The organism is Gimesia maris, from assembly GCF_008298035.1.
Classification (GTDB): Bacteria; Planctomycetota; Planctomycetia; order Planctomycetales; family Planctomycetaceae; genus Gimesia; species Gimesia maris.
In genome coordinates this window covers 5884749-5907670 of sequence record NZ_CP042910.1, presented here as the reverse complement: position 1 = coordinate 5907670, position 22922 = coordinate 5884749, and the positions used below count along the sequence as shown (strand labels likewise).

Here is a 22922-nt window from a genome sequence, read left to right as displayed (position 1 = left end):
AAACTGATTGATGCCCCAAAAAGTGACTATGGTTTATTATACTAAGCGAAAACGTTTTCTTAACAGCCATTCTGCTGAGATCAGTAAAGTAAACAGTATCAGGAATTCCCAGCGATTCCAGAGAGGGATGGGTTCTTCATTTTCCAGTGGAACGGGATGGCCCGCCGGTATGGTCTGGGGAAGCTGTTCTGCTGCATAAATGGGAAAATATTTTCCACGCGATTCACGGGCCGTTTTTTTCATATCACTCTGATTCATATCGCGGTTGACCAGTTCGCGTTGAGAAATTTCGACGCGAAAATCCACCGCAGGCGGCGTTCCCTGAAGAATGGGCTGTGAGACCCAGGTGTGATAGGCGCCTTCCGGGATATTCGAGACACTGCCTTCAAAAATTCCGGGTGAGTTTTCCAGAGGCGTTAATTTCACCGGCTTCGAAGCTTCGCCCTGTCGTTCGAGCATGACCGTAACGCTTTTTGAATCTGTGGGAATCAACTGTTCATCGAGGAATTTGACACGAAACTGTACGGTATCGGCCTGTTGGTAGGTCTTTCTATCCAGCGTCAGCTCCACAGCCTGTTCCTGGTTTAAGAGTTTGGACCGACTCAGATAGCGAATCGTTTGCACCCAGAATCGCGAATAGTAAAGGTCTCCTACCAGGTCCCGCCAGCGCCACAGGTCATCCGTGGCGTTGAAAATGACTTTGCCGGCACCGACTCGCTGGGTCGAGATAATGGGAATTCTCTGACCTTTTTTTCCCTTTTGCGTAGGATGCACTGCGAAGACGGAGGCGCCCGGTTTGATCTCATCTGCTGCATAGAACCAGTACAGCTCAGGCAGCTGATTCCAGATCAACTGGCTTTCTTCAGCATTGTCAGCAAATCGAAAAATGGAGGTGCTGAACTGTCCTTCCGTGGTCAACTCCGGCTGAAAACCTTCGATCACCGGTTTGTATTCTGCAGGTTGCCTGTTATTGGAAATCTCGACCGGCAGCAATGCTTCCAGATCGGTGTTTAAATAAGCGTGGGGAGAAAAACGGGGACCGGCCACCATAATCAGCCCGCCACCTTTTTCCCGAACGAACTGGTCCAGGTTCTCAAATACGGCCTGGCTGAAGTAGGCCGGATCGGCATCACCCAGGATGACGACATCATATTGGTACAGATCTTCTTTTTTGACCGGAAAATAATCGAGGGCAGTGGCATCCTCTGATGAATATTCCAGATCTGATTCCTGCAGAATACTGCGAAGCTCGATCGTTTTATCCCGTTCCAGCAGATGTTTGAGATAGCGGTATTCATATCGGGGAACCGAATCGACGAGCAGGACACGGATTTTCTGATCGAGTACAGAAATCTGACTCGTCTGCTGATTATTCTTGAGATTGACTTCTCCTTTTACCGGTTCGACGGCGATGACATATTCGAGTAATCCGGGTTTCGTGGGAGTGAATGTCAGCTCGATTTTCTGATAATCTTTCTGGGCATTGATCGGGAACTGCCGCGACGCCAGGGGACTGCCGGTGTGTGCTTCCCTGAGACTGACTTTCATGTTACCGGATTGAATACCAAAGAATTTTACTTTCGCAGAGACGGTGACGGGGTCGTTGATGAAGGCAACATCATCAACCAGCAGGTCATACAATTGCAGGTCTTTCACCGGCTGTTCGCTGCCGACACCGACGGGAAAGAGGGGAACCAGCTTGGATTTTGCCAGTGTCCCGGCGCGGGAGAGGAGGTCAAGGTCACCGGTACTGGAGATGCCGTCACTGAGTACAATGATGGCCGTCGGTGGGGTTCCCCGAAAATCATTGAGAACTTTTTGGACTGCATGAAACGGACGCGTTTCTTTTCCCACCGGTTCCAGCTGTTTTAAGACTTCCTGTGTCCGCTGGTAATTCTGGAGATCGATCAGCCCCTGTTCGCCCAGAGGCAGGCATTCGTCGGAAAAATGATAAAGTCTCAGTTTGTGTTTATTCTGAAGTTCCGTCAAAAAACGGGCTTCATTTTGCAGCAGGAGATCTTTTACCAGTTCCAGTCGGTTTTTTCCCCGACTCTCCTGCAGGAATGGTTTGCTCATACTGCTGGAGGATAATTCCGCGTAATCATCTTCGAGTCCCATACTGGCAGAATCATCAATGAGTACGGCGACGAATGGCAGTCCGGTTCTATGAATGGTTAAGGTGAACCGCGTAAGGAACAGGATAACGATGGCAAACAGTGTCAGTCGAATTCCAATCAGAACCAGACGTTTATTTACATTCAGGTGAGCGGTATCTTTCAGGTATGCATAGATCAGCAAAAAAACGATCCCACTGCCCAGCAGGAGTACCGCCCAGTCAGGTAACCAGCCAGGCCAGGGAGAATTCCACTGAAAATTCCAGGCGGAACCCTGGCCGGGACCCGCAGCGGGGATCTCGAAATAGGATTCCAGGAGTTGTTTCAGTTTATCCATGGTTTGTGCAAATGTATCGTGACAGGACTGCAGGTAGTCTGTTGATCGAAGTGACTGACAGCGAATCGACTGCTTATATTGTATTCAGATCATCCAGTAATTGCTGTTTTTCATCGCCTTTCAGATCTGATTCTGCGATTTTTTTAGCCTGTTCTACATAAGTTGCTACTTCTTCCGGTTTATTGGAGATCGAAGCAGCGCGGGCCAGAGCTTCATAAGCATACGCCAGGCAGAACGGGCTTAAATGTTTGTCCTGAGCGATTTTGAGACAGAGCATCGCAAAACTGAATGCATTACTGGGCTGATTCGTAACCGCGTAGACTCGTGATAACTGCCAGTAAGCGATGGAAATATTTTCACCCGTGTGATCTTCAAATTGCAACCAGTGCCACAAGGAGGCATGGCAAGTGGAGATCATCTCCAGATTTTCCGTAGCTGCACGATCCTGTTTTTCCAGAAACTCCCATGTTTTATTGAAGCTGTCCGCGGCAAAATAGCGATGTGCGGCCTGTTTATCAAAATCGGATGTCTGCATGATGATTCTCCTTGTGTAGCAATTCCGTTAACCAGCGTCTGATGGAAAACGGGACCTGAAAACTGATCTTCAGACAGATTCCATTTCGAGGCATAATGCATTGTATCGCAGCCGGAGAAGAATTATAAGAACTTACGAAAATTGGCAGGAGATCAATGAATTCTTCCTGATTCGGGTAAAAATCAGGCTGAGTCTTCCTGTCTTATCAATTTTCACCAGCCTACCGGCTTGATGCAACAGGATCTTGCTATTCGATAATGTTTATCCAGTCGAAACAAAAGTCATAACCAATGGATTCAGAACGCGCTGATTCCCGATAGTTAGAGACGTAGGATTTCGGACCGATCCAGCCGAGGCCTGCCACTTGTCTGGGAAAACCCCTGCGAGAAATATCATCGGGAACTTCAGATAAACATTAAGGCGATTATGATCCTGTCAAAAGAGAATATTCATCAGCAAAGTCAGTCAGCAGACGGGCTACGTCTGGAATCATCTGCCTTGCCGGCTTCAGCCCATCTGGTTGGCATTTGCGGTTCCGGAATGAAGGCCCTGGCAGAATATCTGGCTAGTGCCGGCTGTCGAGTCACAGGATCTGATTTAAGCCCCCCTCTCGCTACAGAACCTGCTTTGCGTGCAGGAGGATACCGCGTGCACCAGGGGCATGACATGCGGTTTGTACCCGAAGGGACGAGTGTACTTGTCTATAGCCCTGCGATCGGTCTGGCGAATCCGGAGCGTCGATTTGCACAACGAATGGGAATTCCCCAGTTTTCGTATGCTCAGATGCTGGGGCATCTGATGCGTCAGAAGCAGGGAGTCTGTATTGCCGGTACGCATGGGAAAAGCACGACCACAGCTTTGACTGCATTTATCCTGCAGAATGCCGGCGTATCCCCTTCCGCGGTCATTGGAGCCGAACTATGCAGCCAGAATCTGAATGGCTGGGCTGGTGAAGGTGCTTTGTTCGTCGCTGAGAGCTGTGAATATCAGCGTAGTTTTCTGAATTTATTCCCTTTTTACGCAGCGATTACCAATATCGAACCCGACCATTTTGATTATTTTAAAAATCAGGATGATATGACAACCGCTTATGCCGAGTTCGTGGCGCGGATACCTAAGGGAGGGACATTAGTATTACCCTCTACCTGCATGGGCTTACAGAAGCTGCGTGAAGCCTGTAAAGCAAAAATCTCCACGTTTTCGCTGGAACGCGGGGCGGACTGGTGGGCTACCGATATTAAATCGACGGCGTTCGGGTTGCGGTTTCGACTGTTCCATCAGGGAGAGTATTTTTCTGAAATTTCGCTACAGAAAACGGGAAAACATAACGTTTCCAACGCGATGGTCGCTGCCATTCTCTGTCATACCGCCGGGATTGATGCGGAACAGATTCGAGAGGGGATTTACGAATTCCCCGGGATTCGTCGACGTTACGAGCGGATGGGGTCCTATAAGGGGTTAACACTGTTCGATGATTATGCCCATCATCCGACAGCCATTCAGGCGACATTAAAGATGTTAAGGCAGGAATATCCCGATCGCCGGATCTGGTGTCTGTATGAACCGCATCAGGTTTCGCGTACACAGGCGTTGATGGATTATTATGCCGGCAGCTTTCAGCAGGCGGACCGGATTCTGATTGCTCCCGTGTATGCCGCTCGCGAAAAACTCGCTGAAGAACCTGTCGAAACGTCAAAAGAGCTGGTTCGGCGAATTCTTCTGCATAATGCTTCGGTCAGTTTCAGCAGTTCCCTTGACCAGATGCTCTCAACTTTAGAGACTGAGGCTCAATCTGGTGATATTATCATTACTATGGGAGCGGGCGAAATAAATCGGATCCATCATGAGTTCAATCGAAGACTTCAAAGAGATTCTCAAACCATCTGAACCACTGGCCAAATATTCCTATTTCAAAATAGGGGGGCCAGCACAGTTCTTTCTGGAACCACGGAACGCAGACGAACTGCAGGCTGTGATCAAATGCTGTGTTGAGAATGAAATTCCGGTACGCGTCTTTGGCGGTGCCTCTAATATTCTGATTAAAGATTCCGGTGTGCAGGGGGCCGTCATTCGCATCCATGCCGACGAGTTTTCTAAAATCAGCATCGAGGGGACAACGGTCACTGCCGGCGCGGGGGCTTTACTCTCCAACCTGGTCTCAGAAACGGTCAAAGCGGGTCTGGCGGGCCTGGAGTCCCTGGTCGGAATTCCGGGAACTGTTGGCGGCGCATTACATGGCAATGCCGGCGGCCATAATGGCGATACCGGCCAGTTCGCGACTTCCGTCACTGTTCTGACCGCGCGGGGAGAAAAGTTTGTGCGAACTGCGGACGAACTGAGCTTCAGCTACCGTGAGAGCAGTATCAATGAACTGGCGATTATCGAAGCAGTATTCGAACTGACGGCTGATGATTCGGAAGAAGTCACAAACCGGATGAAAAAGAACTGGATCATGAAAAAGGCGAATCAGCCTTTGACCCACCAGTCAGCCGGTTGCATTTTCAAGAATCCTCGTGGCATGCACGCTGGTGCTTTGATTGAGCAGGCTGGTCTGAAAGGCACTCGTATTGGAGGTGCAGAGATCAGTGATCGACATGCTAATTTCATCATTAACGATGAGAACGCCACGACAGAAAACGTACTCGATCTGATCAATCTGGCACAGAACACGGTTTCTGAAAAATTCGGCGTGGATCTCGAACTGGAAATTGAACTCTGGTAAATCCGGAGTTCAATTCACCCGCTGCAGCATGGTCAGCCTATAAAGCAGTCTCTCAACGGACTACTTTCCGATGCAGTAGAGGTGCCGAAATGTTCTGATAAAGACCTGTCCGTCAGAAACAGCAGGTGTGGAATTGCTGCGTTCCTTCAGCGGGTTCTCTGCAACTTTTTCCAGCCCGGCAGTGCTCGGTTGGAAGACGTGCGTCGTTCCATTCTGATCGGTGACATACAGATGTTTGTCGGCTAAGACCATGGAACCCCAGCAGGCGGCTCCTCCGGAGCGCTCCTGCCAGACGATTTCCCCTGTGGCAGGATTCAGACATTGAAACAGATTCGGCCCGGCGTTAGCCATGAACAGATGGCCGTTCGTAAAGATGCCGGTAGAGATCCGCTGCGGATTCGGTTCTTTCAGCCACAATCGTTGCGCGTCTGTAATATTGCCGCTGCCCTGCATCCTGAAGCCGATCGCGGGACCATTAAAGCCACCCATGGCCACACAAATCTTGTTTGCCAACACTGGGGAGGTATAGGCGAGATCCCCTTTCTTTCCATGTAGACCTTCACAACTCCAGATGATTTTACCGGATGTGGGCTCATAGGCATTCACTCGCAGCGCCATGCTGCAGATGATAAGCGTCTGACCGTTCACATTCGCGATGACCGGAGTACTCCAGGAACCCATGTACTTCCTCTGGTCATTATATTGACCGTCGCCGGCAACCGGTTCATTGGTTTCCCAGAGCGTTTTTCCACTTTCCAGGTCGAGGGCAGTCATGAAAACCCGCTTGCCTGGTCCACAATGCAGAATGATCTTGCCTGCGTGCAGTACAGGCGAAGCACCGTAGCCCCAGATGTGTTCAAATTCCCCCAGGCTGCGATGCCAGAGTTCTTTGCCTGCAAAGTCATAACAGTATAAACCGGCTGAAGAATGCCAGACTACAACCCGCTTACCATCAGCGGCGGGGGTCGAGCCACAATAGTTATTGGTCTTATGCGTCGGCATGACTTTGTCAGGTTCTACAGAACGAACCCAGAGCTGCTTTCCACTGGTTCTGTCAAAACAGTACAGACTGCGTTTGCGACCTTCGTTTTCAGCACAGGTGATAAAAACTTTGCCATTTGAAACGATGGGACTGCTGTTACCAGGAGCAGGCAGCGGTGCTTTCCAGAGGATATTTTCTTCGGCGCTCCATTTGAGCGGTACATCGGTTTCCTGGGAGATGCCATTTCCCAGAGGTCCTCTAAAAGCGGGCCAGTCTTCCGCGCGAAGCTGCCCGGCGGAAAAAACGAGACACATTGAGAATACACAACAAATACTTTGCCAGTGTTTGACCATCTGAGCGCCTCTTCAAAATATGCAATCGAATTGTATAGTGACCAGCTTAAGCGATGATGTCGTGGATCACATGGCCATGCACGTCAGTCAGACGCATGTCACGACCTCCAAAACGGAACGTGGACCTGGTATGCTCCAGTCCCAGCAGGTGCAGCATTGTCGCATGAATGTCGTGAATTTCGACGCGATTTTCGACGACTTTGTAGCCCCAGTCATCGGTGGCGCCATAGGTCATGCCTCCCTTAATGCCTCCGCCGGCCATCCACATGGTAAAGCCGAACGGATTATGATCCCGCCCGTTCTTGCCTTGCGCAAAGGGGGTTCTGCCGAACTCGCCCCCCCAGATGACCAGGGTCGATTCCAGCAGTCCGCGCTGTTTCAGATCTTTCAGCAGTCCGGCGATCGGTTGATCGACGGCGCGGGCGTTATTTTCATGATCCCGTTTCAGATTACTGTGCTGATCCCAGCGATCCCCTTTGACATTCGGGCAGGTCAACTCCACGAAGCGGACTCCGCGTTCGACGAGTCTCCGGGCGAGCAGGCACTCCGCACCGTAAGTGCGTGTGGGGGCATACTCTGCATTGAAACCATACAGGTCCAGCGTGGCTTTGCTTTCGCTGTTGAATGTCATCAGGTCGGGGATGGCCATCTGCATTTTATAAGCGAGTTCATAATTGGAAATCGCGGATTCGATTTCATCATGGACGCCGGTCTGCTGCTGTTTGAGCAGATCCAGCTGCTGCATCAGTTTGAGCTTCTGAATTTGGGTCTGACCGGATTTTTCCTGTCGTTCCACATTGGCGATGCCACTGCCCCCCGGTTTGAAGATAGAGCCCTGAAAGCTGGCAGGGAGAAAACCGCTGTTAAAACAATCCAGTCCACCGGGAGGGATCAGGCCGCCATTGATCACGACAAAGCCGGGCAGGTCCTGACATTCGCTACCCAGTCCGTAATTCACCCAGGCGCCCATGCTGGGACGTCCCTGCAGTCCACTGCCTGTATGCAGGAAGTAGTTGGCAAAGGTATGCTCCGGAAATTGCGAGACGACCGAGCGAATGACGGCCATGTCATCAATACAGGAGCCAATCTGGGGAAACAGGTCGCTGACCGGGATACCACTCTCGCCGTATGGTTTAAACTTCCAGGGACTCTCCAGGACTTTGCCGACGTTATCAAACTGGGTGGCCTCGACTTTGAAGAAGTCGCCGGGACTTTTGCCATTAAATTTTGACAGCATCGGTTTGGGATCGAAGGTGTCTACCTGCGAAGGACCGCCGTCCATGTACAGGAAAATGACGTTTTTTGCTTGAGGTGGGAAGTGTGTTTTTCCCGTTGATTCACTGGCGAAGGCACGATCCTGCAGCAGGGCAGTGAGTGCGGCTGCACCGAAGCCGTTCGCGCACTGCTTGAGAATCTCTCTTCGCGTATATTGCTGTCGAAACTTTCCACAGTGCATGCTGTCGTCTTTCTGAAACCTAAAACAGGTAGATAAACTCTTTAAGATTGAAGATCACATGTCCCAGTTCAGACCAGGTTCGAGTCTGATCAGAATCGGAAGGATTTGTTTTCGTTTGTTGTTCTAAAAATTCTCGGGCTGTCTGCAGTTCTTCCAGCGTGGGAAGCCGACCCAGCGCGGATTCGTACATCCAGCGAATGCGGTCTTCGGTTGTCTGCAATCCCGATTCTGTCAGAACGCGTTTGCCCCACAGTTCTGCCTGCTGAAGTACAAACGGATCATTCATCATGATCAGCGCCTGTGCGGGGACATTGGAAACGTTGCGTCGGCCCATGGTGCTGAAAGGACTGGGGGTATCGTAAGCCAGCATCATGGGGGAAAGAAAATTACGGCGAACCTGAATATAAATGGATCGTCTGCCTGCACCATCCAGGGGACCGTTGACAGGCGGCTTGCCGCGGCCATCCATGAATTTTGTCAGATGGACGGGAATCGAAGGTCCATACCGGGTTTCGTCGAGACGTCCTGAAATCTGCAGCAGGGCATCGCGGATTGCTTCCCCTTCCAGACGTTTCAAAGGCATTCTGTAAAGCAGGGTATTGTCAGGGTCGACTTCTGCGACATCCTGAGTGGTGGTGCTTGACTGCTGGTAGGTCTGAGTCAGCACCAGATATTTGATCATCTGCTTGAGAGAGCGACCCTCTTCAAGAAACTTCAAAGCCAGGAAATCGAGGAGTTCAGGATGCGAAGGTCGTTCTCCGAGTACGCCGAAATTATCGACGCTGGGCACGATGCCACGTCCGAACAGATGAGCCCAGATGCGGTTCACGATCACGCGATGTGTGAGTGGATTTTCAGGAGCATTGATTGCGGCAGCCAGTTCCAGTCGACCGCTGCCTGCTTTGCTCCCGGGTGAAGCGCCCCCCAATGCTTCCAGGAAACGACGTTCCACGATGGGACCTGTATTCTGATGGCTGCCTCGAATCAGGACGTGATCGTTTTCGGCACTGCCATCCATAATTGCCATCGCGGTCTGGGATGCGGTTCGGATCGACTTTTTCAACGCATTCCGCTGCTGCTGCCAGTCATCGATTCCTGCTTTGAGATCTTGTCGTGCCGGACTTTGAGGTTCAGAGAACAGATCAGGATGAGTCAGCACCCAGTTGACCAGGGCTATTGACTGCGAGGTTGGATTAGGATTACCGGAAACAAATTCCTCAAACGCGGTTTCCAAGGCAAGCGGCATTTTGGGGCCCGTCAGACTGACGGTTGTCAGGTCAGGTTCCAGAAGAGAAGCTCCCTGTTTAACCTGATACACTTCCAGGGGAGACTGATCGATGGGCGTGAATTCGAGATGGACGCGATGTCCTTTGTAGCGGGACAGATCGTGAGTGACCCAGACCGGCTTACCGTGGGGACTGGATTGCACTTTTTTGAGTGTGGAGCCATGCAGAGGACCAAACAGCAGTCGATGGGAATCAACGCAGGCATAAACCCAGCAGTCTCCTTTCACGCGATAATTGACTGCTCCCCGGACTTCGAATGTGGGAGTGCGAAGCGTTCTGCCGGCGCGGGGGTAGGATCGCAGCTTGTTTTTCTGGTTCAGTTGTGGCGACTTCGTGTCCACCAGATCATTCCAGAGCGGATCACGCCGGGCGGCGCCTTCGGTTTGTAAAATTAGATGGGAATCAGCACTGGACGAATCAAGAACCAGCGTTCCTCGCGAGCGAGGTGCCATGCCAAAGATAAATCCATCCGAAATGAATTCTTCCGGGGCAGACTGCGCATAATCAATGATGATGCGTTGATCTGTTTTGTCAGCTAGATTATTCGCAAACGGTGAAGGGGGCAAGAGGGGGGAATCCTCTTCTGAATCCAGCATAAAGCGGAGTGACATCAGCTGGCTGTGATCCGGGTTTGATTTGAGAAAGCGGACCCAGTTCTTCAGAATTTGAGGCGAGAGTGTTCCCTGAACCGCCTGCTGTTGCAGATCCGCTTCCAGGGCGGCTGTGTTTTCTGCAGGATATTTCTCTGCCAGCGCTTTGGCTTCCCAGTAGTATTTCGAGAAGTTTTGAATGCCTTCGCTGAAGGCCGGTTTGATTTTTGCTTTGAGAAGTTCCTGCTGGCGTTGATCGAGTTGTTCAACCTGTTTCGCGATTTTCTGATTGTGTGCCTTTGATTCGAATCTGACCTGGTGGTAATTACTGCTTTGCAGATAACCGTACAGAGCGTAGTAATCTTTTGTGGAGATCGCATCGAATTTATGATCGTGACAGCGTGCACAGGAGACGGTCATGCCTAGAAACGATTTGGTCATGACGTCAATCGCGTTATCGAAACGATCGGTTTCATCTTTGCGAATATCCACGGGAGAGTGTACCCATTCGCCGAGGTACCAGAATGCAGTTGCCAGTACAGATTCATCAAACTGGGATTCGGGATTGAGTCGTGGCTGCGGCAGGAGATCGCCGGCAATGTGTTCTGTGACAAACTGATCGTAAGGCAGATCTGCATTCAAGGCACGAATCACATAGTCGCGATACTGGTAGGCATTGGGAGCATCGTTATCGAACTCATGGCCTCGGGATTCTGCATAGCGCATCAGATCGAGCCAGTGTCGTGCCCAGCGTTCACCAAACCGGGGAGAGGCCAGTAAACGGTCGACGACTTTTTCTGTCGCATCGGGAGACGAATCAGCCAGGTAATGCTGAATCTGCTCGGGAGTGGGAGGGAGTCCTGTCAGGTCGAAACAGAGACGGCGGAGTATCGTGCGCTTGTCTAATGGAGCACTCGGATGCAGTTTTTTTTCTTCCAGTTTGGCGAGGATAAAGTGATCAACCGGATGAGTTGACCAGTTTTTCTGTTTGACAGTGGGAGGCTTCACATCCTTCACTGGTTGCCAGGCCCAGTGATCCTGTTTGCGTTGTTGCAGATCGAATGATCTGGCCGCTTCAGACGCAGCGGGCGTTTTTTCGTCAGGCCAGGGCAGTCCCATTTCAACCCACCTGGAGAGTGCTGCGATCTGCGCGGGCTTCAGTCGCGTATCGGGGGGCATTTCATAAGATTCATAGCGGACCGCCTGCATCAGGAGACTGTCGTGCGGTTGTTTCAGTTCCGCTGCCGGACCCGAGTCGCCTCCTTTCAGGAGCAGCGAACGGGCATCCAGTCTCAAACCACCTTCCAGACGTTTCGACTGACCGCTGTGACATTCGTAACAATGTTCGGCGAGCAGGGGACGGATCGATTTTTCAAAGAATTCGAGTTGCGCGCTCGAAAAGCGAGGGGCTGTCTCTGCTGTTCCCTGTTCCTTTTCAGCAGAGTTCGAAAAGCGACTCAAACCAATCAGGAGCAAAACCAGAGATGTGATACGAATAAACTGCTTCATGCGCCGGTTTCTATTTACGGTGTTCAGGTAATGATCTGGCTGAAGCTGCCGAGGCACTGTGGTATACGCTGTGCCTCACTTCAATGGAGGGAGTATTCTTGAAAGAGCATGCCCATTTATTCTAACGTGAATCCAGACGACGATTCAAGTTTTAATCGGCTGTACAGCTCAAGTGGATCGAATTCAGGCCGGATGCATCAGATGAGCTCTGGTAACGGCCTGGCGTGACCTTCGACCAGGTATTGCGGTCGTCCACTGAAATCTTCTACTGTGGTATGTTCTGTTTCGATCCCGAGATTGTGATAGAGAGTGGCGAACAGTTCGGGGAATGTGACGGGACGTTCGACCGCTTCGCCTCCCAGCCTGTCAGTGGCTCCAATGACCTGACCGGTTTTCATACCACCACCGAACAGAATGGCCGAGTTGACGCGCGGCCAGTGATCGCGGCCAACCTGAGCACTGATTTTGGGGGTTCGACCAAATTCACCCCAGATGGCCACCGTGCAGTCCTGATCCAGTCCGCGCTGATGCAGGTCTTCCAGCAGCGCACTCACACACTGGTCAAAGACAGGGAAGTCTTCTGCTTCGCGTTTGAAGATGGAATTGTTCTTGCCACCATGCCAGTCCCATTTACTGTAATTGAGTGTGACAACGCGGGCACCAGCTTCAATCAGACGACGGGCAACAAGCATGCTCTGCGGAACGCGGGGCGCGCCGTTACTGTCAATGAACTTGGTGGGATCGCCGGTACCGTAACGTTCGACGGTCCGGGGATCTTCTTTCGACAGATCCAGGGCTTCTGCCAGTTCAGAAGAAGTGAGGACCCCCATGGCCTGTTCGGTGAAAGTATCCAGTCCTGTCATCATTCCGGAAGCATCTGCTTCCCGTTTGAAGTTGTCTATACTCTGCAGCAGTTGTTTGCGATCGGCCAGTCGTTCCAGTGAAATCCCATTCAGAACCATGTCATGACGGGTCGGGCCCATCGGACGGAAGGGGGATTGCGACAGTCCCAGGAAACCCGGCCCCGGTTCATTATAAGGACCGTGAGTACAGGGATAGCAGAGGCTGATGAACGGGGGCGCCGATTCGACGTGCGGACCCTGCAGTCTTGCGACGGTCGACCCAAATTGAGGCCAGCCCCCCTGCGGGGTCAGTTTGCGAGGATCATGTCCGTTGAAGCATTGGATGGCATCGTGGCCGCTTTGTGAACCGACGATCGAACGGACCAGCACCAGCTTGTCCATTGATTGTGCCAGTCGCGGGAATGCTTCACAAATTTCAATACCCGGAACATTCGTAGCGATTGGCCGCCAGGGGCCGGCAATTTCTTTCGGCGCTTCGGGCTTGAGATCGATCATATCCTGGTGTGGTGGACCACCTACGAGGTAGATCATGATGACTGACTTCTGCCGCTTCTTAGCAGGATTTTCCGCTTCGGCCTGTAACAGACGTGGCAGTGTCAGACCGGAAAGCCCCAGGCTGCCAATCTGTAGAAAATTGCGTCGCGATAACCGATCACAGAAAGATCCTTCTGTGTGATTCTGTCCAGACAGCGTCAGCATACCGTTCTCTCTCCCGCAAAAAACGCTTCAGTCTTGAGCCGATGTGAGAACGATTGTATCAATTTGTGTTTATGTGTTCCAGAGGATTCAGACCAGTTCCTCGGATTATTTTCTGGCCCGTTCGCGCAGTTCGGGCAGGACGGATTTGATGCCATTAGCGCCCAGTGAAGCAATTGAGCCGATATTCACAAATCGATAACCTTCATCGATGGCCTGTCGACAACGGTCCAGGTCACCAAAGGTGATTCCGGCAGGTTTATTGGCTTTCGCAACCCGTTTGGGGAAATCGGCCAGCAGTTTCTGCAGTTCCGGATGTTGGATTTGTCCGATGATACCCAGAGACGCAGACAGGTCCATGGGACCTGCGAAGACCACATCAATCCCGTCTACCGCGGCGATGGCTTCGATATTTTCGATGCCTTCCGGTGACTCAATTTGAGCGACGATGGCGGTTTCCTGATTGGCGTAAGGCAGGTAATCATCAAAAGTGTAATCCAGGAACATCACCCAGTCCGGAGAAACTCCCCGTGTTCCTTCAGGTGGATATTTAGCGTACTGGACGGCCAGTTTTGCTTCTTCCGCATTATTGATTTGCGGTACCATAATTGTATTGGCGCCGATATCCAGTGCTTTTTTGAAGTATATCTGATCAAGGCCCGGCACGCGAATCATGGGCATACATCCCTGTCTCCGGGCAATCAGCGGGAGGTTCTTGACTTCATTGATCCCATAAGGACGATGTTCGAGATCGATCCATAAAAAATCGACTCCTGTGTCGACTGAAAGTTTCGCCAGAATTTCCGAAGCATCAGGCATACCCACTCCCAAAGCGACATCACCTCGAGCAGTCAGTGTTTTAATTTTATTTTCGAACATCAGGGGATCCAAAACAAAAGATGAGATTAAACGGGTGAATCAGACGACGTGGCGAACGTAAAATATCATAAACGTAAAAACAGCAACGGCATACCCTGAGAGAGTATGCCGTTGCTGAAATAATCTGATTTGTTTTGATCAATCTTCTGTTTGACTAGCGGCTGATGTAATACATCGCCGGATCATCAATGATCCACTCAGTAGACCAGGTCCGTCCGTTATCCTGATTGCAGACATTGAAGAATGCGGTGTGGAAAGACTGGATCTGGGTTCCATAGGGATAATGTGAAGCAAAGCGGTCAGCCTGAGTCAGTGGACCAACTCCAGGCTTTGCGTAATAGTGGGTTCGTCCATCAGGGGTAAAGGACATGCCCAATGTCCACCAGCCGGTCTGTTTGATTTCAGGGCCGATGAAATCCTGTCCGGAAGCATCTGCCCGGACCACGAACATGGCTGAATCTTCACCATTAGGACTGTCTGTTTTACTGTTAAACTGAATAAACATGCCCAGGTAGATGGTCTCAATTTTGGTCGAAGAACTGCTGCGGAAGAACCGTCGGCGAGATCTGGAACTGGACTTCATGGGCGCTTTGACAGCGGTACGAAAACCAAACGAAGTACCGGTTTTGTCTTCCCATTCTTCAAACGGGGGCAGATAAACGCGCGTCACAACACTGGGGGAGTAAGCAACGGAGACCATGCTTCCCGACATGATCAGGTCATCCTGATTTGAACCGCGACTGCCTTGTCCGGGAACACCCGTATGCAGGGTTTTCATCAGTAGAGAGCTCTTACTGCCGGGCAGGCCACCTTCAGGAGTGGGGACGCGTTGAATCACATCGGGTTGTCCCCGTTTTGCGCTTTCGGTCCAGACACCGTTCGAAGACTGTCCCAGTGGGTAGCGCGTTTCTTTATCGACATTCGTACTGCTCTTGGGGAGGTTGGTAATATATTCCCACGATTCATCTTCGAAATCATCCCAGGCGCCATCAATGCGGGTCCCTGTACCAGGAACAACCTGTGCATTTGCCTGGCCGCCGGCAATCAGAATAGTGGTTCCTGCAAACAGAGCGAGACAATGTCTCGTAAGAAAATGTTTCCATGAGAAAAACATGCGATTGGTTCCTGGCATCGAGATAAAAGAGAGAGGAAAAGTAGCAGAATCCTGACGCTTGGCTGATTCTCCCCTGAAATGGAGGAAGGCGTACTATTTCAGGGGGAGGTTACTTTTCCGCAGTTGTGCTATTACTGGAATTATCGGACGGATCGGCAGAAATGGTTCAAACGCTCCTCTCAATCTATTATTGCCGTAAGTTCTTTTCTGGCTTCTGTTTTGAGATATAAAACATCGCACATGCCGGAAAGAGAAAGAACGAAATTTGCGATCAGTGAGCCTATAGACTTTGTAGCTTTTGTATTTTGACTGAAAGGTAGGGATTCCAGTATTACTTAATCGAATTGAGCGTGCTGAATTGGATTTCGAAAATGGAGTCGCTAAGATGGCGGTTTGCTTTTCACACCAGTTCCAACTTAAGTCAAACAGGCTGATTTTTAATCGTAGAAACCACTTGAGAGGGCTTGGCGCGAGCACCTCCCATGAAATTGACGATTGATTTTAACTTTCGAGAACGTAATGACTGATCCACATATCTCTGAGCAGGATGCTGTTCCCCAGAGTGTTATTGATACCAGACAGGAAGAGTTGATCCTGGTGCTGGATTTTGGTTCCCAGACCGCACAGTTGATCACAAGGCGTGTACGTGAACAGAACGTCTTCAGTCAGCTGGCCCGTCCCGATCTTTCAGCCGAACGAATCCGAGAGTTGAATCCGAAAGGAATTATTCTCTCTGGAGGTCCGGCCAGTGTCTACGGTGAGAATTCTCCCCAGCCTGATCCGGAAATATTCAATCTGGGGATTCCGATTCTGGGAATCTGTTATGGCATGCAACTGGTCTGTGCTTCCCAGGGTTGCGAAGTCAAAGGGGGAGAGTCGCGGGAATTCGGACGAACCCCCAGTACGGTTCTGGATCATTCCAATCTGTTTTCAGGAGTCCCGAGCCAGTTTATAGCCTGGATGAGCCACGGAGATCAGGTTCAGAATCTGAGCGAACATTTTGAATCTCTGGCTTCAACAGAAACCTGTCAGTTTGCCGCTGTCAAACACCACAGCAAACCCTTTTTCGGTCTGCAGTTCCATCCCGAAGTGACACATACTGAATTTGGAGGTCTGTTGCTCTCTAATTTCGTACAGAAAGTATGCGGTTGCGAGGGAACCTGGAAAATTTCCAACCTGATCGAGCAGGAAATTGAAACCATCCGGAAACGTGTGGGGGACAAGCAGGTCATTTGCGGTTTATCGGGGGGAGTTGATTCCTCAGTCGTCGCCGCTCTCCTGTATCGCGCCATCGGGTCTCAATTATCCTGCATTTTTGTGGATAATGGCTTGCTGCGAAAAGGAGAAGCAGATGAAGTAGAGCATCGTTTTGGTGAGCACTTCAAAACGGACCTGCATGTGGTTGATGCACGCGATCTGTTTTTATCTGAATTAGCAGGGGTTACTGATCCCCAGGAAAAACGGAAAATCATCGGCAGGTTGTTCATTGAGGTCTTTCAAAAGGAAGCGGCTTCAATTGAGAACGCCAAGTTTCTGGCACAGGGAACACTGTATCCGGATGTAATTGAATCGGGTGCCAACCCTGATGGACCTGCGGCAACTATCAAATCGCATCATAATGTAGGCGGACTGCCTGAAAAACTGGGTTTTGAACTCATCGAGCCTCTGCGGGAATTATTCAAAGACGAAGTCCGGCAGATGGGACACGAACTGGGGTTACCTGATGAGTTGATTTATCGGCATCCCTTCCCCGGTCCCGGTCTGGCAGTGCGCTGTCTGGGAGAAGTGACAGAAGAACGTCTGAAAGTGCTGCGTGAAGCCGACCTGATTGTCATTGAAGAACTGCATAAGGCAAACCTGTATCGCAAAACAAAACAGGCGTTTGCCGTCCTGCTGCCGATTCGTTCGGTCGGGGTGATGGGAGATGGTCGGACCTATGAAGATGTGGCCGCCATTCGCGCCGTCGAAACAGACGATTTTATGACGGCCAACTGGTCACCATTGCCTCATGAGGTTCTGGAGCGCATGTCGACGCGGATTACCAACAATGTCCGTGGCATCAATCGTGTTGTGTATGATGTGAGCTCCAAGCCTCCCAGTACCATTGAATGGGAATAAATTTCCTTTTCATACTCTTTTTTTACTGGTTCGCAAAAGAACTGACGTAGAAGGAACAGCTGCGCGCTGAGTTCTGCAATTCAGCCGATCTGGACTTGATTTCCCTACCAATCAGGCTAAGGTAGGGTGTATTCGTTAATGTTCTTTATAATTATCGGACTGGCTGCGCGGGTGGTGTCATTGTGCACGTGACCTGCTGGGATTTCGAAAATCAGTTGTTTTCGGAGACGCGGCTACCTCCCTCCTGATTCATGCCTTTGCTGAAAGAGAAAGTCGGATTTTATGCGTTCGGTTTCCAAGAGAAGTCTGTTTTGTCTGGCCACTGGCTGTTTATCCATCGTCTTATTATTCACCAGCGGTTATTTTTCTCGGGCCACTGCTCAGAAGCCACTGGCCGACGAAGGTGATTTAGCAAAACGCCTGAAGCGTATCCCCGCGACGTCACCCCAGGAGAGTCTGAAAGGTTTCAAGCTCGAGCAGGGATTTCAGCTGGAACTGGTCGCCTCTGAACCGGATGTGATGGATCCCGTCGATGCCTGTTTTGATGAAAACGGTCAGCTGTTTGTCGCAGAAATGCGAGGCTATCCTTATCTGCCGGATCAGGTGCCCGATTACTTCGATCGGCCGGTCAGAAAAAATGCGGGCGTAATCCGCCTGTTAAAAGACACCACCGGCGATGGCAAAATGGACAAGAGCATTGTCTTTGCCGACACCATTACCTGGCCGACATCCGTCTGCTGCTATGATGGTGGCGTCTATGTGATTGCTCCCCCCAATATTTATTATTTCAAAGATACAGACGGTGATGACAAGGCGGATATTCGCGAGACGGTCTTCACGGGGCTGAAAACGAATAATGTGCAGGGTCTGGCGAATAATCTGAAATGGAGCCTGGATAACCACATTTATTTCGCCGGCGGTACCAATGGTGGTTCGATTCTCAAGGACGGCAAAGAAGTCATCCCTTCCGGTCGCCGCGATCTGAAACTGAACCCGAAAACCAGAGCGCTGGAGCCCGTTTCCGGTGGTTCTCAATTCGGTCATTCCATGGATGACTGGGGCAATCGATTCGTCTGCAGCAACAGTAATCATATTCAACACGTCGTCTATCCCAGCCATTATCTGAAGCGGAATGAATATCTGGCGGTTCCTGGAGTCCTGCGAACTGCAGCACGGAAAGGGGCTGCTGCCCCTGTGTTCCGCCGAAGTCCCCCCGAACCTTATCGTGTCGTTCGTACGGCGCGGCGGGCTGCCGATCCCAATTTTCGCAAACGTCTTTCCCCCACGGAACTGGTTGCGACGGGGTTCTTTACTTCAGCAACCGGCGTGACAATTTATCGGGGCAGTGCCTATCCGAAAAAATATCAGGGGAATGCGTTTATCGGTGATGTGGGAGGAAACCTGATTCATCGTAAGACGATGGATGAAAATGGTGCCACTTATGTGGCAACCCGTGCGGATGAGCAGACCGAATTTATTACATCCAATGATAACTGGTTTCGTCCTGTGAATTTTGTGAATGCCCCTGATGGAACACTCTGGGTGCTCGACATGTATCGTGAAACAATCGAACATCCGTTTTCAATTCCCGAAGATATCAAACGTCATCTGGATCTGGAAAGTGGACATGATCGCGGGCGGATTTATCGTCTGGTTCATCCTCAGGGAAATCAATTTCCAGTGCAGAAACTGGGGGAAATGTCAGTCGAACAACTGGTTCAACAGCTGGAATCCCCCAATGTCTGGAACCGGGAAACGGCTCAACGGCTGATCTGGGAACGACAGGATCAGACTGCTGTGCCTTACCTGGTCAAACTGTTTGAAACGTCAACACAGCCTCTGGGACGCCTGCACGCTTTGTGGACCCTGGATGGATTAAATGCCTTGGAGGCAGATCTGTTGTTAAAGGCCCTGAAAGATCCCCATGCCGGAATTCGCGAACACGCCATCCGTCTGTCTGAAAAGCAGGCACAGGACAGTCCTGAACTTTCAAAGGCAGTACTGGCGTTGACTTCAGATCCCAGTTATCGCGTCCAGTTGCAACTGGCGTTCTCACTGGGTGAATTTGACAATCAGGCTGCGATCACCGGCTTAACCAAACTGGTTGATTCACCCAATTATGATGGCGATATGCAGGTAGCCGTCTTGACCTCATCCGCGCAGATTGCAGGGCCACTGGCAGTCAATTTCTTAAAGGCCGCGGAAGGAAAACTGTCGGGCGGGAAACGGTCTTTGGTGATTGAACTGTTGCGGATATCAGGAGCAAAAAAAGATACGACTGATGCTTTGACCGTGCTGGAATTTGTCTCAAATGATGCTGTTTCACTGTCGGAAAAACAACTGGTTCTGGGAGCTTTAGGTGAAGGCCTGGGACGTCGCGGCGCTTCACTGGCGACGCTGCTGAAAGACCCGAAACTGGCCCCTGCTGTCAAGCAGCGATTTGATAAAACGATTGCCGATGCAGTTGCGATGGTTGCGGAGGAAGACAAGCCGGTTGCCGACAGGGTGGCCGCCATTCGACTGCTTGGTTTCTTTGACTTCAGTGTCTCGGGAGACGTGTTGGCTGAGGTGTTGAACCCTCGTTCGTCGCCGAAAATTCAGGAAGCTGCTGTAGCCTCGTTATCGCGGATGGATCATCCGGATGTGAGTGGGGCGCTATTGGAAAACTGGTCTGCCTTCAGTCCTGCTGTGCGAGCAGATGTCGTAGATGCGCTGCTCGGATCTTCTGCTCGCATCGACAGTCTGCTGAAAGCCATTCAGGGCAAACAAGTCAAGCTGAATGAGTTGTCACGAGATAAAAAAGACCTGCTGCTGAATCATCCAGACAAAGGGATTCGCAAACGGGCACAGAAGGTGGTCGGCGGTGAAGTCAACAGCGACCGTGCGAAGATCGTTCGCAGTTATGAAGCGGCTCTGGAGCTCAAGGGGGATACCGTCAATGGTCAGAAAGTCTATATGAAGAATTGTGCCGCCTGTCATAAGGTGGGTGACAAGGGGCATAATGTCGGTCCCAATCTGGCAACCACCAAGAACAAGTCTGACAATGACCTGTTGATTGCGATTCTGGATCCCAGTCGGGAAGCACAATCCAATTACAATGCCTACACGATTGTGACGGAGCAGGGGAAATTGTACACGGGTATTATTGCGGCAGAAACTGCAACCAGCTACACCATTCGCAGGGCCGAAGGCAAGGAAGACATCATCTTGCGGAACAACATTGATACGCTGCTGTCCAATGGTGTGTCTCTGATGCCGAACGGTCTGGAAAAAGAGATCAGTCCTCAGCAGATGGCTGATCTACTGCAGTTTATCAAAACGCTGGAAGCTCCGTCGGAAAAGTAAATCCCCGGCCAGAAATAAAAACAGCCCTGTCAGTGTATCACTGGCGGGGCTGTTATCGTAATTGCTGTTTCTCAGGGTGGTTTGGTTTACCAGTCCATTCCCAGAGTGATCGATCCACCGAGCAGGCTCAGGTCGCCCGATGAGCTGGCAGCCGAACCGGCGCCACGCCACCACATGCCATCCCAGGCGGCTCGCACCCAGACAAGGGCTCCGGTCTGCAGGACAAAGTCTGCCTGCATACCGACTTGAACTTCTGTGATACTCAGTGATTTCTTCGAAGTGGTTTGTGCGGTTGCCGTGACAGGCCCTGGAGTCTGGTCTTCTGCAGCATATTTCGAATTACCCCAGAGTGCAGCGTATTTTGCACTGGTAATGAATGACAGGCTGGAAGTTCCTTTGGTGCGGCGATCAAACAATCCTAATGGACGGCGTGCTTCACCAAAGACCACGATACCATTTCCGTCGAACCGATGTCCCGCATTGGAAGAGACCGCTGCACCACTGGCAGTACCAACTGCACTGTATTGCTGGCTCACAGACGCGTGACGGTAACCGCCGCCGAATGTGGTCTGCCAGCGTTCAAAATTTAATTCCTGACTCAAATCAACATCAATCGTATAAAGTTTGATATTGCTGGATGTCTGGATGAAGTCTCCTGCCTGGCCACCTGCACGAATACCACCAATGGCGGTTTGAGTAGGCAGGCCATTGTAGAAGATGAAATTGTTTGCTGCGGTGGCACCATTGGAAGAGTCGTCTTCAAACTGGAACCAGCGAACCTGGGCACTGAGCCCTTCGTTATCAATCAGTCCCAGGTTGATGCGGGGAGCAGATTGATAGTTGTAAGGAAAATCATTTGAGGTCGTGATTGTGGCCATACCCGACTGATCTTCAGTCTGAAATGCGGTATCCGTATCGAAACCGGGTTTCACGAAGACGGCAGCCGCACCAGCGATAATTCCCAGCCGTTCATAGGTCGTATCCTCAAGGTAAGGATCATCAATCCAGTCACCCTGGGAGTATTCTTCGAAGGGGCCGTAGTATTCACCTCCACCACCGTAATATTCGGTTGAGGTATACTGTCCCCCTTCCGGCATGGCGATCGGAGATAAATCTGAGGTTCTCGGAGAGGACGGCGCAAAAGAAACGGCGTCGACTGCTGGACCATCATAATTTGACGTATTTGAAATTCTGAAGACACCTTCAGTTTCATTTGATGGTTCGACTGGGAAATCTGACTGAGAATAAAGTATCTGCGTCGAAAAACAGCAGATTCCCGCAATCATCAAGCCAACGAATCCGTTCGTTCTCATAGCTCAATCTCTCCATTTCGGTCTCTGCAGAATCGCACTGACTCGGCCGACCGAAAGATGCTAATTAAAAACTAACCTCTCCGACAAAGCACAAATTGTGATCTCAGAGCATTTTTGTTCGTAAGTACAGCAGCGAGGGGATCTGTGTGTAGACAACCTGCTGTCATAATTGATCGGCTCAGTTCTGTGATGAAGACCATTAAAAACGGTATATCTTGCAAAAACAGTCCGATTTTTCGGAATAAATGATGCAATTGTATAGTGGCTTTAATAGTGAAAATCAGTCAATTTTCGGCGGTTCTCTGGAGACAGGAAATCATAAATACCTGAAATAAATATAGTTATGAATATTAAAAAAAAATGAAAATGCTGCACAGACGAAGCGAATCATCGTTAGTTTTTAGATTGCCATTCGTCAGTTATGTGAGATTTTCGAGTTACTGTGGGGAACGGATTGGTATTTCAGGTGTACCTGCTCCAGATAAACATCTGGTGAGACTGGAATTCCGAATGTGCTGGCATGATTGTTATAAGTGGAATACACCAGTTATAATTTACCTATTTTGTGCAAATTTCTTTGACATCGGTTCAGACTAGTTTTTAGCATCAAAGACTGGAATTCTGTAAACAGGCAGGTTTTACGCGATGAGAGAGAGTATTCGAATGTTCTGTGTCGGGTAGTCTGCAGGCAGAAATCGTTGAACTGAATT

13 protein-coding genes are annotated in these 22922 nt (G+C 50.5%); 4 read left to right on the top strand and 9 right to left on the bottom strand.

What is annotated here, in order from left to right:
- Positions 1 to 36: 36 nt before the first annotated feature.
- Together GmarT_RS21810 and GmarT_RS21805 are read right to left on the bottom strand one after the other, a co-directional pair.
- A complete protein-coding gene (locus GmarT_RS21810; protein WP_002645773.1) occupies positions 37 to 2451 on the bottom strand; it encodes a hypothetical protein in 2415 nt (804 codons plus the stop codon).
- A gap of 73 nt (positions 2452 to 2524) precedes the next feature.
- Positions 2525 to 2986 (bottom strand): hypothetical protein, encoded by a 462-nt coding sequence (locus GmarT_RS21805; RefSeq protein ID WP_002645774.1) that lies wholly within the window; start codon positions 2984 to 2986, stop codon positions 2525 to 2527.
- 426 nt (positions 2987 to 3412) lie between these two features.
- On the opposite strand from GmarT_RS21805, the gene murC reads away from it, so the two are divergent.
- Both murC and murB read left to right on the top strand, forming a co-directional pair.
- Complete coding sequence (gene murC, locus GmarT_RS21800) at positions 3413 to 4873, top strand: UDP-N-acetylmuramate--L-alanine ligase (RefSeq protein WP_002645775.1); 1461 nt, start codon at positions 3413 to 3415, stop codon at positions 4871 to 4873.
- On the top strand, positions 4830 to 5708 hold the full coding sequence (murB, locus tag GmarT_RS21795; protein WP_002645776.1) for a UDP-N-acetylmuramate dehydrogenase: 879 nt from the start codon (positions 4830 to 4832) through the stop codon (positions 5706 to 5708). Before murC ends, murB begins: the two co-directional genes overlap by 44 nt.
- 60 nt (positions 5709 to 5768) lie before the next feature.
- Here murB and GmarT_RS21790 read toward each other — a convergent pair whose 3' ends face one another.
- From GmarT_RS21790 to GmarT_RS21765, 6 genes are all read right to left on the bottom strand, one after another.
- Complete coding sequence (locus tag GmarT_RS21790; protein ID WP_002645777.1) at positions 5769 to 7004, bottom strand: PQQ-binding-like beta-propeller repeat protein; 1236 nt, start codon at positions 7002 to 7004, stop codon at positions 5769 to 5771.
- A gap of 85 nt (positions 7005 to 7089) precedes the next feature.
- Positions 7090 to 8499 (bottom strand): DUF1501 domain-containing protein, encoded by a 1410-nt coding sequence (locus tag GmarT_RS21785; protein WP_002645778.1) that lies wholly within the window; start codon positions 8497 to 8499, stop codon positions 7090 to 7092.
- Between the two features lie 19 nt (positions 8500 to 8518).
- Entirely contained in the window at positions 8519 to 11884 is a 3366-nt protein-coding gene (locus GmarT_RS21780) for a PSD1 and planctomycete cytochrome C domain-containing protein (RefSeq protein WP_002645779.1), read from the bottom strand.
- Positions 11885 to 12081: 197 nt separating this feature from the next.
- Positions 12082 to 13446, bottom strand: a complete 1365-nt coding sequence (locus GmarT_RS21775) for a DUF1501 domain-containing protein (protein WP_002645780.1) — start codon at positions 13444 to 13446, stop codon at positions 12082 to 12084.
- A 105-nt stretch (positions 13447 to 13551) separates the two neighbouring features.
- Positions 13552 to 14322, bottom strand: a complete 771-nt coding sequence (locus GmarT_RS21770; protein ID WP_002645781.1) for an HpcH/HpaI aldolase family protein — start codon at positions 14320 to 14322, stop codon at positions 13552 to 13554.
- Positions 14323 to 14476: 154 nt separating this feature from the next.
- On the bottom strand, positions 14477 to 15436 hold the full coding sequence (locus GmarT_RS21765) for a hypothetical protein (RefSeq protein WP_002645782.1): 960 nt from the start codon (positions 15434 to 15436) through the stop codon (positions 14477 to 14479).
- 519 nt (positions 15437 to 15955) lie between these two features.
- On the opposite strand from GmarT_RS21765, the gene guaA reads away from it, so the two are divergent.
- Both guaA and GmarT_RS21755 read left to right on the top strand, forming a co-directional pair.
- On the top strand, positions 15956 to 17554 hold the full coding sequence (guaA, locus tag GmarT_RS21760) for a glutamine-hydrolyzing GMP synthase (RefSeq protein WP_002645783.1): 1599 nt from the start codon (positions 15956 to 15958) through the stop codon (positions 17552 to 17554).
- A gap of 282 nt (positions 17555 to 17836) precedes the next feature.
- On the top strand, positions 17837 to 20899 hold the full coding sequence (locus GmarT_RS21755; protein ID WP_002645784.1) for a PVC-type heme-binding CxxCH protein: 3063 nt from the start codon (positions 17837 to 17839) through the stop codon (positions 20897 to 20899).
- A gap of 86 nt (positions 20900 to 20985) precedes the next feature.
- Here the strand turns inward: GmarT_RS21755 and GmarT_RS21750 are convergent, their stop codons facing one another.
- Positions 20986 to 22212, bottom strand: coding sequence for a hypothetical protein (locus GmarT_RS21750; protein WP_002645785.1), 1227 nt, complete (start codon positions 22210 to 22212; stop codon positions 20986 to 20988).
- Positions 22213 to 22922: the final 710 nt, after the last annotated feature.

Bases quoted from the DNA above. Each gene is read 5' to 3' on its own strand.
- GmarT_RS21810 (WP_002645773.1), bottom strand. From the start codon at position 2,451: ATGGATAAACTGAAACAACTCCTGGAATCCTATTTCGAGATCCCCGCT.
- GmarT_RS21805 (WP_002645774.1), bottom strand. From the start codon at position 2,986: ATGCAGACATCCGATTTTGATAAACAGGCCGCACATCGCTATTTTGCC.
- murC (WP_002645775.1), top strand. From the start codon at position 3,413: ATGATCCTGTCAAAAGAGAATATTCATCAGCAAAGTCAGTCAGCAGAC.
- murB (WP_002645776.1), top strand. From the start codon at position 4,830: ATGAGTTCAATCGAAGACTTCAAAGAGATTCTCAAACCATCTGAACCA.
- GmarT_RS21790 (WP_002645777.1), bottom strand. From the start codon at position 7,004: ATGTGTCTCGTTTTTTCCGCCGGGCAGCTTCGCGCGGAAGACTGGCCC.
- GmarT_RS21785 (WP_002645778.1), bottom strand. From the start codon at position 8,499: ATGCACTGTGGAAAGTTTCGACAGCAATATACGCGAAGAGAGATTCTC.
- GmarT_RS21780 (WP_002645779.1), bottom strand. From the start codon at position 11,884: ATGAAGCAGTTTATTCGTATCACATCTCTGGTTTTGCTCCTGATTGGT.
- GmarT_RS21775 (WP_002645780.1), bottom strand. From the start codon at position 13,446: ATGCTGACGCTGTCTGGACAGAATCACACAGAAGGATCTTTCTGTGAT.
- GmarT_RS21770 (WP_002645781.1), bottom strand. From the start codon at position 14,322: ATGTTCGAAAATAAAATTAAAACACTGACTGCTCGAGGTGATGTCGCT.
- GmarT_RS21765 (WP_002645782.1), bottom strand. From the start codon at position 15,436: ATGTTTTTCTCATGGAAACATTTTCTTACGAGACATTGTCTCGCTCTG.
- guaA (WP_002645783.1), top strand. From the start codon at position 15,956: ATGACTGATCCACATATCTCTGAGCAGGATGCTGTTCCCCAGAGTGTT.
- GmarT_RS21755 (WP_002645784.1), top strand. From the start codon at position 17,837: ATGCGTTCGGTTTCCAAGAGAAGTCTGTTTTGTCTGGCCACTGGCTGT.
- GmarT_RS21750 (WP_002645785.1), bottom strand. From the start codon at position 22,212: ATGAGAACGAACGGATTCGTTGGCTTGATGATTGCGGGAATCTGCTGT.